Genomic DNA, 13,550 nt, shown 5'->3' on the forward strand with positions numbered 1-13,550 from the left:
CCTGCCATGTCCCTCATCCTGTTCGGCCATCCATTTTCCTCCTACACGCAGAAGGTGCTGATCGCCCTCTACGAGAACGCCACACCCTTCGAATTTCGCAGCCTCGGCCCCGACCAACCGGAGAACGGCGCGCACTGGCTGCGCCTGTGGCCGCTGGCGAAATTCCCGGTGCTGGCGGACGGCGAGCACAGCGTCGCCGAGACCAGCATCGTCATCGAGTACCTGCACCTGAAACATCCCGGCCCGGTGCGCCTGTTGCCGGACGACCCGCTGAAGGCGCTGGATGTGCGCTTCCTCGACCGCTTCTTCGACTGGCACGTCATGACTCCGGTGCAGCACGCCGTTCTCGGTGCCATGAGCGGCGAAGCGACCAAGCGTGCGGAAGGGCTGGCCCATGCGGTGAGCAAGCTGGAACTGGCCTATGCCTGGCTGGAAGAAGAGCTGGCCGGCCGCACCTGGGCGGCGGGGGATGCCTTCAGCCTTGCCGACTGCGCGGCGGCTCCGTCGCTGTTCTATGCCGACTGGACACACCCCATCGGTGACCGCTATCCGACCCTTCGCGCCTATCGCTCCCGCCTGCTGGCGCGCCCGTCGTTCGCCCGCGCGGTGCAGGAGGCACGGCCGCACCGGCCGCTGTTCCCGCTGGGGGCGCCGGATCGCGATTGAGTGTTCCGGCTTTTGTAGGAGCGAGGGTTCGGCCGTCGCGCGGGCCTAGTGGCACAGGCAAAAAAATCCCCCGTGCGCTGCCGCGACCGGGGGAGGCAAGACCCACGCATGGGGGCTGCGCGGGCGAGGTAGAACCAGGTGTTTTGATGAGACAAGAGCCCCTCACCCTTCGGTGCAGGTGAAATCGTTGCTTCAGCCGGCACTGGCGGCTCCCTCTCCCTTCAGGGAGAGGGTTGGGGAGAGGGAAATCCCGGACACGGAGGTTCAGGAGAAGACAGCTCCTACTGGCCGGCAAAGCTCACAGGCGAATCAGCACCGATTTCAGTTCGGTGTAGTGCTCGATGGCGGCGGCGCCCATCTCGCGGCCCAGGCCCGACATCTTGAACCCGCCAAAGGGCAGCGCCGGGTCCAGCGCGCTGTGGCAGTTGACCCACACCGAGCCGGACTTGATGCGTGGCACCATGCGGTGCACCGCCGCCAGGTCGTTGGACCAGACGCTGGCACCCAGGCCGTAGGGGCTGTCGTTGGCCAGGCGCAGGGCATCGTCGATATCGTCGAAGGGCATGGCGACCAGCACCGGGCCGAAGATTTCTTCCTGCACCAGCGGGTTCTTCTGGTCGACGTCGACGATCACCGTGGGTTTGACGAAGTAGCCAGGGCCGAACTGCTCGCCGCCGCACGCGATGGTGGCGCCCTTGTCACGGCCCAGTTCGATGTAGTCGAACACGCGCTTCTGCTGCTTGGCGGAGATCAGCGGGCCCATGTCGATGCTCGGGTCCAGGCCGTTGCCCAGCTTCATGCCATTGGCGATGCCGGCGATATCGGCCACCACATTGTCGAAGTGCTTGCGTTGCACGTAGAGGCGCGAGCCGGCGCAGCAGACCTGGCCCTGGTTGAAGAAGATCGCCTGGGCGGCGCCGGCAGCGGCGGTGGCCAGGTCGGCGTCGGCCATGACGATGGTCGGCGACTTGCCGCCCAACTCCAGGGTCACGCGGGTCATGTTGTCCATGGCCGCCTTGCCGATTTCCTTGCCCACCGGGGTGGAGCCGGTGAAGGTCAGCTTGTCCACCAGCGGGTGGTGGGAGAGGGCTGCGCCGGCGGTGATGCCAGTGCCGGTGACGACGTTGAACACCCCGGCCGGGTAGCCGGCTTCGAGCACCAGCTCGGCGAGTTTCAGGGCGGACAGCGGGGTTTCGTCGGCGGGCTTGAGCACCACGCTGCAACCGGTGGCCAGCGCCGGGCCGAGTTTCCAGCAGGCGAGCAGCAGGGGGAAGTTCCAGGCGACGATGGCGCCCACCACGCCGACGGCTTCGCGGCGAATGTAGCCATGGAAGTCGCCTTCGGGCATCAGCGGCATGGACACGTCCACCGTGGTGCCCTCGATCTTGGTGGCGTAGCCGGCCATGTAGCGCAGGAAGTCGATGGCCAGCTGCACGTCCATCACCCGGGCGACGGCGGCGCTCTTGCCGTTGTTCAGGCACTCCAGCTCGGCCAGCAGGTCGGCGTCGCGCTCCATCAGGTCGGCGAGCTTCCACAGCAGGTTCTGCCGCTCGCGCGGGCGGGTGCGGCTCCAGGGCAAATCATCGAAGGCCTGGCGCGCGGCGCGCACGGCGCGGTCGACATCGGCGGCGGTGCCGGCGGGCACCTGGCAGAGCACTTCGCCGGTCGCCGGGTTGCGCAGGTCCATCAGGGCGCCGTCGCTGGCAGAGGTCCAGTCGGCACCGATCAACATCTTCGGGGCACGCTGCAGGAAGGCGCGGGATTCGGGCTTGATGGGCAGGGAAGCGAGCATTGCGGTGGCCTCTTGTTGTCTGTTCCAGGAACGTTGAGGCGGGATATCGCAACGGCTGTGCCAAGGCTGGGTAGTCTATTTAACTGATTGAAATCAAAAGAGTTACTTAGTTATTTAGCGGCGAAGAAATGAAGCTGCTGTCGCACATTGCGACAGCGGCTGAGACGGTAAGGGTTGTTTGTGGAGGGGCGCGGAGCAGGGTGAGCCCTCTCCCTAACCCTCTCCCTGAAGGGAGAGGGGACCGTTCGGCGCTGGGTCATGGTCTGCCTTCAGCCGGCAACTGAGTCAAAGGCGCGCATCAGGATTCTGCATCGCACGGAAACCCCCTCTCCCTTCAGGGAGAGGGCCGGGGAGAGGGGGCCGGCGTGGCGTCGCAACCTCAGTGGGTGATATCCCGATCCTTGGTCTCCGGCAGGAAGAGGATGCCGAGGATCGCCGTCATCACCGCGATGACGATGGGGTACCAGAGGCCGTAGTAAATGTCCCCGGTGGCCGCCACCATGGCGAAGGCGACGGTGGGCAGGAAGCCGCCGAACCAGCCGTTGCCGATGTGGTAGGGCAGCGACATGGAGGTATAGCGGATGCGCGTCGGGAACAGCTCGACCAGCCACGCGGCAATCGGCCCGTACACCATGGTCACGTAGATCACCAGGATGGTCAGCAGTACCAGCATCATCAGGTGATTGATCTTCGAAGGATCTGCCTTCTCGGGGTAGCCGGCCTCCTTGAGCGAGGCGGCGAGCTGCGCGGTGAAGGCTTCCGATTGCACCTTGAACTCCGCCGCCGGCATGCCGGCTCCCTCGAAACTGGCAATGACCTTGTCGCCGATGTGTACCTGGGCCGTCGCGCCGGTCTCGGCCTTGAGGTTGTCGTAGGGAATGGCGCGCTTGGCCAGCAGGCTCTTTGCCAAATCGCAGGAGCTGACGAATTTCGCCTTGCCCACCGGATCGAACTGGAAGGAGCAGGCATTCGGGTCAGCGACCACCGTTACCGGGTTCTTTTCCTGGGCGGCGAACACGTCCGGGTTACCGAACTGGGTCAGGCCGTGGAAGATCGGGAAGTAGGTCAGCGCGGCGAGGATGCAGCCTGCCATGATGATCTTCTTGCGGCCGATGCGGTCGGACAGGCTGCCGAAGAACACGAAGAACGGCGTGCCCAGCAGCAGGGAGCCGGCGATCAGCAGGTTGGCGGTCTGCGCGTCGATCTTCAGGGTCTGCAAGAGGAAGAACAGCGCGTAGAACTGCCCGGTGTACCAGACCACGGCCTGGCCGGCGGTGCCGCCAAGCAGCGACATGATCACCACCTTGAGGTTTTCCCAGCGGCCGAAGGATTCGGTCAAGGGTGCCTTGGACGCCTTGCCTTCTTCCTTCATCTTCATGAACACCGGCGACTCGGCCAGTTGCAGGCGGATGTACACCGAGACGATCAGCAGCAGGATCGACAGCAGGAAGGGAATCCGCCAGCCCCAGGCCTCGAACGCCTCGGTGCCCAGGGCGGTGCGGCAGGCCATGATCACCAGCAGCGAGAGGAACAGGCCCAGCGTGGCGGTGGTCTGGATCCACGAGGTGAAGAAGCCGCGCTTGCCCTTGGGGGCGTGCTCCGCGACGTAGGTGGCAGCGCCACCGTACTCGCCGCCCAGCGCCAGTCCCTGCAACAGCCGGAGGGTGATGAGGATGATCGGCGCGGCGACGCCGATAGTGGAGTAGGCCGGTAGCAGGCCGACCACGGCGGTGGACACGCCCATGATGACGATGGTGATGAGGAAGGTGTGCTTGCGCCCGATCATGTCGCCCAGGCGGCCGAACACGATGGCGCCGAAGGGCCGCACCGCGAAGCCGGCGGCGAAGGCCAGCAGGGCGAAGATGAAGGCGGTGGTTTCATTGACCCCGGCGAAGAAGTGCTTGGCGATGATCGCCGCCAGGGAGCCGTAGAGGTAGAAGTCGTACCACTCGAACACCGTACCCAGCGAGGAGGCAAAGATGACCTTGCGCTCCTCCTTGGTGATTCCGCTGTGAGGAGCGTTGCCCGCGGCCGGGCTGTAGATTTGCGCCATGTTCGTCTCCGTCTTGTTGTTTTTTTGGGCCGGAGTCCCTCAATTTCCGTTACCGCACTCGAGCCCAGGGCTGATGACAGTTCCTACGGATTATTGGTGCTTGAAAACAGGCGGCCCTGCGGAACACCGCAAGGTCATCTGGAAGCATAATCGTTCTCACGCAACTGGCCACTCGCGAACACCGGCAAAGCCCCGGCTGGCGCGGATGGGCGCCTGTTCTGGACAGGCTGGATGACGCAAGGCGTCTGGCAGGCGCCTCGAGCTTTGCCACTTCCTCGCCGGAACGACGCGCAATTAGACCATCGTCTATAACGGCTGGGGCTGTCTCAGGCTGCTACAGCTGTCGCGATCTGCCACGCCTGGTCGGCCCTTGCCTGGGCGCAGCCGGTTGTTGCACAAGGGTTTTTCCCTCTGGCACGCAACGTGAAGAGCTCGGGGTTACGCCTGGCGCCACGTCGGCGCGGCACAAGGAGGCCTGGCTTGAAGAGGATGCACCCGTCGTTGCCGTGGATTGCGGGGCCGCTCGCTGCCGCACTGATCTGCCTGTTGCTGTGGCTGCTGCCCGGCGCGGGCAATGCGTTGCTCTGGGCTCTGGCGGCGGTGATTGCCCTGGGTGCCAGCCGTTCGGAGTGGCGCGGGCCGGCGTGGCCGGTTGTGCTTGGTGCGCTGTGCGGCGCTTGTCTTGCGCTTGGCCTGCACCTGATCGCCGACCACTTTCAGCTGCGTTATGCATGGCTCTACAGCAGCGCGGCGCTGCCGGCCTACCTGAAGTTCTCCAACCTCTGGGGTGGCGATGAAGGTACTGTCCTGCTGCTGGCGACCTTCTGCATGGCAATCGCCCTGCGCAGCGCGGCGCTGCCTGGATGGGCAGGACGCGGTATGGCGCTGGTCGCTGCCTGGTATGTCGCCACTGCCGCCTGGCTCGGGCCCTTCAGCGCCACGCCGGAGGACTGGCTGGCAGCGCAACCGAGCCAGGGCATGAACGCCCATCTGCAGACCTTCTGGATGTCGTTGCATGCGCCGCTGATTCTCTGCGCCTATGCCTGGGTACTGGCGCCGGCCGGTGCCGCGCTGGAGGCGCTGGGACGAGGCGGACATGCCTACGCCTGGGTGATGCCGCGCTACAGCCGCCGCGCCTGGCTGATTCTCAGCGCCGGGATTGGCGTGGGCATGGCCTGGGCCATGGAGGATTTCACCTATGGCCAGCTGTGGCACTGGGACCCGGTGCAGACCTCGGCGTTCATCATCTGGGCGCTGCTCGGCGCGGTGTTGCACGGTGCCCGCCGCTGGCGCGCGGACGGCGCCTACGCACGTCTGCTGCCAGTGCTCAGCCTGTTGGCGGCGGCCATGGCCTGCGGCGCCATGGCGGTGACCCGCAGCACGGTGCTGGCCAGCTCGCACCGCTACATCGGCACCACATCCTGGCTCAGCCATCTGGCTCTGGCGGCGATACTGCTGGCGTTCACGACCTTCCACCTGCTGGCGGGGTGGCGGGCCCGCAAGCGGGCAGGGCGTCGGCGCGGCGCCTCGGACTGGACGCTGGACGTGGCCATCTACCTGTTCGCCGGCACCGGCCTGCTGGCCCTCGGTGCGCTGTTGCAGGCGCATCTGTATGAATGGCTGGGCGTGGAGCGGCCGAGCGAGCTGAAACCCTTCTTCGAAACCCTGACTGCCTGGGCCACCACCGCGGAGATGGACAGTCTGCGCCGGGCCTTCGACCAGTGGGACGTCAACGGCTATGGCCTTGCGCACGGGGTCGTACCGCTGCTGGCGGCGATTGGCCTGATGGGCGGCTACAGCTTCCTGCGCCGTTGCGGCCGACCCCGGCTGGCGCTGCTGGCGACAGTGCTGGTGGCCGTCGTGATGGTCTGGACCGGCTGGCGCGGCGGCTGGTTGAGCGGCGGCTACAACGGCGACGGCATGCTCTCGCAGAACATCGTGCGGGTGCTGCCGTGGCTGGATGCGGCGCTGTTGGGCGGCGCTTTCCTGATGGGCAGTTGCGTGCTCTGGGGCGCGCAGAGTCTCTGGCGCAGCCGCCGAGTGGGCAGTCTGCGCTACAGCGGCGGTTTGGCGCTGGTGCACGGCGGTGCGGTGATCGCGCTGGTGGGCGGTCTCGCGGCCACGGCGCTGAACAGCTACCAGCAGATCAGCATCCCGCCGGGCACTTCGCTCGAGCAGTGGCACGCGGTGATCGGCGGCATGCAGATGCGCGTCTCGCCGGACTCCAGCCGGCCGGATTTCTCCGGTTACCACGCGGTGGCCAAGGTCGAGCTGCGCGATGGCGAGCGGACCTTGGCCGGCCACGCGCTGTTTCAGGACAGCCGGGGCAACCCGCCGGCCTACCAGGGGCCCGTGCGCCAGCTCTGCGAAATCCTCGACTACCACTACGCGCGCTTCGCCTCGGACCGCGGCTACGTGTTGCATCCGTTCATCGTCCGCGGCTGGAGCGGCGATCTGCAGATCTGGGTGCCGGCCTCGGCGCGTCTGCTCAAGGAACCTGGCGACGACATCGAGAGCGTGGTGGTGGTGCGTCGCTTCCCCTTCCTCTCGCTGGTCTGGGTCGGCCTGATCACCATGCTGTTCGGCGCCTTGATGCTCCCGGCGGGCGGCGCTTTGCGCAAGCCGGACCATACTGCTTTGGAGGGTGTCTCACAGGCCCTGTCTCAGAGTTAGACAGCAATCGCGAAATGTGACGTCGCAACCCCGGCGGCATCCACCGGGCGTGCTGGCAGATACCGCCGAAGGCCTGATTCGGCGGGGTTTGCAAAGGAGTGGCACACAACCTGCTAAACCGCTTTCAAGAGCTCGCTCTTGGAATCTGCTGGCGATCTTGCGAGCTAGAGCAGAACAAGGCGAAATCGGGTGAGGGAGCGGAGTTTACTCGCTGTAAATGAGCATCCCGAGATCGATTTCAACGCAGTTTTGCCGACGCGCAGCAGATCGCAAGCAGGTTCTTAGCCCATCGGTGGGCGCCAATAACCAACAAGAATACCGAGGAGGCCTGACCTTGAAGATGACACGACTTCGGCACTATCTGGGTGCCGGAACCCTGGCCGCACTGGCCCTTGCGCTGCACCAGACGGCCCAGGCCGCACCCGAAGGCCAGGCGATCATCAACGCCAAGTGCCAGGCGTGCCATACGCCCGAAGGCAACAATTCCCTCAGCCGTATCAGCCACCAGCGCAAGACCCCCGAAGGCTGGTTGATGAGTATCGCCCGCATGCAGGTGATGTACGGCCTGAAGATCACCGACGAGGAACGCCGTGCGGTGGTCAAGTTCCTCGCCGACAAGCAGGGCCTGGCGCCCAGCGAGACCGAGGGCGTGCGCTACGCCCTCGAGCGCCGGCTGAACACCGTCGAGAAATTCGATACCAACTTCGAGCAGATGTGCGCCCGTTGTCACTCGGGTGCGCGCATCGCCCTGCAGCGCCGTCCGGCGGCGGAGTGGGAGAAGCTGGTGAACTTCCACCTCGGCCGCTGGCCGTCATTGGAATACCAGGCCCTGGCCCGAGACCGCGACTGGTTCGACCTGGCGAAGAAGGAGATGGTCCCCGAGCTCGCCAAGCGCTACCCGCTCGACAGCAAGGCCTGGTCCGACTGGCAGAAGAACCGGCCCAAGGCCGAGTCGCTGGCCGGTAACTGGAGCTTCGCCGGGCATATGCCGGGCAAGGGCGACCTGGCCGGCAGCATGAGCGTGAGCCAGGACGGCGACGACGCCTTCAAGGTCAGCGTGAAAGGCCAGTACGCCGACGGCTCGCCGTTCAGCGGCGAGGGCAGCGCGGTGCTCTACAACGGCTACGAATGGCGCGGCGCAGTGAAAGTCGGCGACGTGACCCTGCGCCAGGTATTCGCCGCCCTCGACGGCCAGATGCAGGGCCGCATGTTCGACAAGGCCCACGATGAGCGCGGCCTGGACTTCGTCGCGGCGAAGGACGGCACCAGCCACGTGCTGGGCGTGCAGCCAGCCTACATCAAGGCGGGTGCGGAGACCGAAGTCAGCGTGGTCGGCACCGGCCTGAAGGGCAAGCCGTCGTTCGGCAAGGGTGTGGAGGTGGTCTCGGTAGTCTCCGAAACTCCGGAGCGCGTGACCGTCAAGGTCAAGGCCAGCGATGCGGCCGCCGCCGGCGAGCGCGATGTAACCGTGGGCAGCGCCAAGGGCGGCAGCCTCGCCGTCTACAAGGACATCGCCGAAGTGAAGGTGGCGCCGGAGTTCTCCATTTCCCGTATCGGCGGCAATGGCGGCTCCACGCCCAAGGTCCAGGGCAGCTTCGACGCCGAGGCCTGGGGCAAGGGTGCCGACGGCAAGCCGTTCCGCATCGGTGTGTTCCCCGCACAGTGGTCGGTCGAGCCGTTCGATGATCGCGCCAAGGAAGACGAGGACGTGAAGTACGCCGGGGTGATGGACGCCGACAGCGGCATCTTCACACCGGGCGACGCCGGCCCGAACCCGGCGCGCAAGATGATGACCAACAACGCCGGCAACCTGAAGGTGATTGCCGCGGTGGACGACGCTGGCCAGTCGCACAAGGGCGAAGGGCACATGATCGTCACCGTGCAGCGTTGGAACAACCCGCCGATTCCGTAACCGTCGGAGTCGGATGAACCGAACGCGTGAGTCCCGCCTGCGGGCGGGCACATTCTGAGAGTTCCGGGAGGTCGCCATGGGCGCCATCTTGAATCTGGTCGAACGCAACCTGCATGAAGTGCAGGTGGACGCCGACCGCCTGTTGTTCCACATCCCCAGCTCCTCGCTGTTCGCCAGCGACGAGTTGACCGGCGGGATCATCGACGCGCTGCGCGGGCATGCCTGCTCGCCGGACGAGCTGACCCAGCGCCTGGGCGGGCGCTTCGCCGCCGAGGACATCGACGAGACCCTGCGCGAGCTGATCGCGCTGGAGCTGGTCAGCGACGGCTCGCCGCTGACCCCTGAAATCGGCATCAAGAAGGTTGATCGCACCGCGCTCAACACCGTGGTGCTGAACGTCAACACCGGCTGCAACCTCAGTTGCACCTACTGCTACAAGGAGGACCTGGACAAGCCCTCCGCCGGCAAGAAGATGGGCGCGGAGACCGCCGAGGCCTCGGTGGAAATGCTGATCCAGGAATCCCCCGACGAGCCGCGCTACACCGTGGTGTTCTTCGGCGGCGAGCCGCTGTCCAACCGTCCGCTGATCGAGCACATGGTCGCGTACTGCGAGCGCCGTTTCGGCGAGCTGGGCAAGACGGTGGACTTCGTCATGACCACCAACGCCACGCTGCTCACCGAGGAAATCGTCGACTGGCTCAACGCCCATCGCTTCGGGCTGTCCATCAGCATCGACGGACCGAAGACGGTGCACGACCGCAACCGCATCACCGTGGGCGGGCAGGGCACCTATGACGTGGTTCGGCGCAAGGCTGACATGCTGCTGTCGCGCTATACCGCGCGGCCGGTCGGCGCGCGGGTGACCCTGACCACCGGCGTCACCGACGTCGAGACCATCTGGAACCACCTGTTCAACGAGATGGGCTTCGCCGAAGTCGGCTTCGCCCCGGTCACCTCCGGCGACATCAGCAGCTACAACCTCACCGGGGACGAGCTGAAGGAGGTCTTCGCCGGTATGAAGGCCCTGGGTCGCCGCTACCTGGACGAGGCGCTGCAAGGGCGCAACATCGGCTTCTCCAACCTGCACCAGCTGATCACCGACATCCATGAAGGGCAGAAGAAAGCCCTGCCGTGCGGTGCCGGCCTGAAGATGCTGGCCGTGGACCACAAGGGCGAGCTGAACCTGTGCCACCGCTTCACCGGCTCCTCGTTGCCGACCTTCGGCAACGTGCATGAAGGGGTGAAGCAGGCCGAGTTGAACGAGTTTCTCTCGCAGCGCCTGGACCGCACCGACACCGGCTGCGCCAGCTGCCATATCCGCAACCTCTGCTCCGGCGGCTGCTACCACGAGAGCTACGCCCGCTACGGCGACCCGGCGCACCCCACCTACCACTACTGCGAACTGATGAGGGACTGGGTCGATTTCGGTATCGAGGTCTACAGCCGGATCATGGCTTCCAACCCCAGCTTCATCGACCGCCACATCACTCCGCGGAAGGCGCACTGACATGAAACATCTGAAAGCGATCAACACCAAAGCACAGAAGCTCGAACAGGCCGCCGCCGAGGATCGCATCGAGGACGTGGTGGCGATGAACTCCGTGGCCGGCTGCGCGGCCACCACCGATCCGGGCTGGGAAGTCGACGTGTTCGGCGGCGTTTCTTCGCTCTGCCAGCCGATGGAAGCGGACCTCTACGGCTGCTCCGACCCCTGCTGGTGGCCGGCCCAGGTGCCGGACATGATGAGCACCTACCCCGACTGGAACAAGGATGCGCAGGCCTCGGCCGAGAACTGGCGCAACCTCGGCACCGTATTCCCGGACGACAAATGACCGGACTGACGAATATCGGCCCAAAGAGCATGGACCAGAAGAACAAGAGGAAAACCTGCATGTCCAGAAAAGCATTCGCCGCCGCGCTCGGCGGCCTCTCGCTGGCCTGCGCGCTGCAAGCCGTCGCCGCCGATGCCGGCGCCGACACCGGCAAAGCGCTGGAAAGTGGCCACGAGTACCTGATCAGCACCAACTATCCGAACAACCTGCACGTCATCGACATGCAGACCGACAAGCTGTTCAAGACCTGCACCATCCCCGGCGCCTACGGTCCGGGCATGACCCAGCTGTCGCCGGACCGCAAGACCGTCTACATCCTCAGCAACCACTACGCGGACATCTACGGCATCCAGCTCGATGACTGCAAACCGGTGTTCCACGCCACTATCGCGCAGAAGCCGGGCGAGAACGCGCGGGCGATGTTCTCCATGACCGTCAGCCACGACGGCAAGGAAATCTACGCCATCGCCAACCCGACGCTGATCCTCGCCGAGCACTACGAGGTCCAGCAGCCGCGCCTGCAGGTCTATTCGGTAGCCGATGGCATGGGGGCCAAGCCGGTGCGCACCTTCCCGGCGCCGCGCCAGCTGACCATCATGCAGAGCGGCGACGACGGTACCCTCTATGTGGCGGGCCCGGACATCTACAAGGTGGACGTGAAGACCGGCAAGTTCGACGTGGTCATCCCGAGCCGCAACTGGAAGCGCCCCAACTACGCGCCGCCAGATGTGCTCTACGTGTGGAACCAGCAGACCTACCCGCGTGACTTCTCGCTGCTCTACACCACGGCGAAGTTCAAGGACGCCAAGCAGGACATGGCCACGGCCGAGTTCCTCTACGGCTTCTTCAACATCGATCTGGCCACCGGCAAGACCGAGACCGTCGACTTCGGCCCGGTCACCGAGGTGTACTTCAGCGGCATCCGCTCGGCCAAGGACCGCAACATCGTCTACGGCGTGCTGAACCGCCTGGCCAAGTACGACATCAAGCAGCAGAAGCTGGTCAAGGCGGCGAACCTGGACCACTCCTACTACTGCCTGTCGACCAACAAGGCCGGCAACAAGCTGTACCTGACCGGCACCCTGAACGATGTGGCGATCTTCGACGCCGACAGCCTGGAGCGCCTCGGCGATCTGAAGCTGCCCGGCGGCGACATGGCGATCACCACCAGCCAGGCGTTCGTGGCCAACTGAGGTCTGGCCTACGGACAGCCCGCCTGCGGAAATGAAACTGCCCGGCGCACCTGTGTGCTCCGGGCAGTGTCGCTTGTGGCTCAGACTTCCGGCGCGGGACTGAGGTACCGCTGTGCACCGCAGCGCGCACAGCGCTGGCACAGCATCGACACGCGGCCGACTTCGGTCAGAGTTCCTTCGTCCCAAGCGCATCCCAGAAAAATGCAGCGCAATCGCATGTGTCCTCCTCCGGATCGCTCCGGTTCGTTAGACAGGCAGCAGGGTGCAGGTGACGCTCCGGGCTTGTTCTTGTGTGGAGACGTCCCGAGCCTCTCGCGCGTGCTCTGGAATGGGCAACCTAAACTGCCCGATGGCGCCTGACGCCCGCCACTGAGTGTTCCAGCGACTTCCTGGCCGTTGGTCGCCACCGAAGCGAGGGCCTTGACAGGTAATATTATGAGCATAATATAAGTCTTCAGATGACGGCCACCATTCAAGTGGCCGGACATTCCAGACGGCCACCAGGCCCACTCAACGTTGCAAGCGGGGCGAACGCCTCCTGGAGAAAGAACCATGAATGCCAAATCCGAACTGGGCCGCGCACTGATCACCGGTGCTTCCTCCGGCATCGGCGCCACCTACGCCCAGCGCCTCGCCGCCCAGGGCTATGACCTGCTGCTGGTGGCCCGCGACCAGCAACGCCTGGATGCCCTGGCTGCGCGCCTGGGCGAGGAATACGGCGTCTCGGTGGATGTCCTGAAGGCTGACCTGACCCGCCGCGAAGATCGCTCCCGCATCGAGGCTCGTCTGGCCGAAGACGCGAGCATCAGCCTGTTGCTGAACAACGCCGGCGTGGCGATCAACGGCACCCTGCTTGAAACCGACCTGGACCGCCTGGAAAGCATGATCGAGCTGAACGTCATCGCCACCGCGCGCTTGGCCGGCGCTGCTGCGAAGGCTTTCGCCGGACGCGGTCGGGGCACCATCATCAACGTGGCCTCGGTGCTGGCCCTGGCGCCGGAACTGTTCAACGGCAGCTACAGCGCCACCAAGGCTTTCGTGCTCAACCTGACCCAGTCCATGCAGCAGGAGCTGGCGCCGCTGGGCCTGCGCATCCAAGCGGTGTTGCCGGGCGCTACCCGCACTGAAATCTGGGACCGTGCCGGCACCGACATTTCCGCACTGCCGGCGGAAATGCTGATGGACGTGAACCACATGGTGGACGCCGCCCTGGCCGGCCTGGCGCTGGGCGAAGTGGTGACCCTGCCGGCGCTGCCGGATGCGGGTGAGTTCGAAGCCTTCACCGCCGCGCGCCTGAAAATGGCGCCGAACCTGTCGCGCAGCGCCCCGGCGCAGCGTTATGGCGTGGTGGTTTGATCGAGTAACTGAGTGGCGAAAAGCTTGCCCCGGCCGTGCGCCGGGGCTTTTTTATGGTGCGCCAGGCATGGCG

Annotated in this window: 10 protein-coding genes; 7 read left to right on the forward strand and 3 right to left on the reverse strand. The window is 65.4% G+C overall.

Annotated elements, in window-relative coordinates; all coding sequences use genetic code 11:
• Window positions 1-6: 6 nt before the first annotated feature.
• Entirely contained in the window at window positions 7-666 is a 660-nt protein-coding gene (locus C167_RS0102715; RefSeq protein ID WP_017516722.1) for a glutathione S-transferase family protein, read from the forward strand.
• Between the two features lie 298 nt (window positions 667-964).
• Here C167_RS0102715 and C167_RS0102720 read toward each other — a convergent pair whose 3' ends face one another.
• Together C167_RS0102720 and C167_RS0102725 are read right to left on the reverse strand one after the other, a co-directional pair.
• On the reverse strand, window positions 965-2,458 hold the full coding sequence (locus tag C167_RS0102720) for an aldehyde dehydrogenase family protein (protein WP_017516723.1): 1,494 nt from the start codon (window positions 2,456-2,458) through the stop codon (window positions 965-967).
• A 379-nt stretch (window positions 2,459-2,837) separates the two neighbouring features.
• Entirely contained in the window at window positions 2,838-4,511 is a 1,674-nt protein-coding gene (locus C167_RS0102725; RefSeq protein ID WP_017516724.1) for an MFS transporter, read from the reverse strand.
• 489 nt (window positions 4,512-5,000) lie between these two features.
• Between C167_RS0102725 and ccsA the strand changes: the two genes are divergently transcribed.
• The 5 genes from ccsA (at window position 5,001) to peaD (ending at window position 12,121) form a co-directional block, all read left to right on the forward strand.
• Window positions 5,001-7,184, forward strand: a complete 2,184-nt coding sequence (ccsA, locus tag C167_RS0102730) for a cytochrome c biogenesis protein CcsA (protein ID WP_017516725.1) — start codon at window positions 5,001-5,003, stop codon at window positions 7,182-7,184.
• Window positions 7,185-7,524: 340 nt separating this feature from the next.
• The gene (gene peaA, locus C167_RS0102735) at window positions 7,525-9,096 is read left to right on the forward strand and encodes a quinohemoprotein amine dehydrogenase subunit alpha (RefSeq protein ID WP_037005947.1); all 1,572 of its coding nucleotides are present in this window, start codon (window positions 7,525-7,527) and stop codon (window positions 9,094-9,096) included.
• 76 nt (window positions 9,097-9,172) lie between these two features.
• Complete coding sequence (peaB, locus tag C167_RS0102740; RefSeq protein ID WP_017516727.1) at window positions 9,173-10,603, forward strand: quinohemoprotein amine dehydrogenase maturation protein; 1,431 nt, start codon at window positions 9,173-9,175, stop codon at window positions 10,601-10,603.
• Window position 10,604: 1 nt separating this feature from the next.
• Window positions 10,605-10,928, forward strand: coding sequence for a quinohemoprotein amine dehydrogenase subunit gamma (gene qhpC, locus C167_RS0102745; RefSeq protein ID WP_015477047.1), 324 nt, complete (start codon window positions 10,605-10,607; stop codon window positions 10,926-10,928).
• Between the two features lie 59 nt (window positions 10,929-10,987).
• Window positions 10,988-12,121 carry a quinohemoprotein amine dehydrogenase subunit beta gene (gene peaD, locus C167_RS0102750; RefSeq protein ID WP_017516728.1) on the forward strand — a complete coding sequence of 378 codons (1,134 nt, stop codon included), beginning with the start codon at window positions 10,988-10,990 and terminating at the stop codon, window positions 12,119-12,121.
• Between the two features lie 80 nt (window positions 12,122-12,201).
• Here peaD and C167_RS35360 read toward each other — a convergent pair whose 3' ends face one another.
• Window positions 12,202-12,339: a PSPA7_2676 family Cys-rich small protein gene (locus C167_RS35360; protein ID WP_327134163.1), complete on the reverse strand. Its 138-nt coding sequence runs from the start codon at window positions 12,337-12,339 to the stop codon at window positions 12,202-12,204.
• A 334-nt stretch (window positions 12,340-12,673) separates the two neighbouring features.
• Between C167_RS35360 and C167_RS0102755 the strand changes: the two genes are divergently transcribed.
• A complete protein-coding gene (locus C167_RS0102755) occupies window positions 12,674-13,477 on the forward strand; it encodes an SDR family NAD(P)-dependent oxidoreductase (RefSeq protein ID WP_017516729.1) in 804 nt (267 codons plus the stop codon).
• The last annotated feature ends 73 nt before the right edge of the window (window positions 13,478-13,550 follow it).

Source organism: Pseudomonas nitroreducens TX1 (assembly GCF_000313755.1).
In the GTDB taxonomy this organism is placed as follows: Bacteria; Pseudomonadota; Gammaproteobacteria; order Pseudomonadales; family Pseudomonadaceae; genus Pseudomonas; species Pseudomonas nitroreducens_A.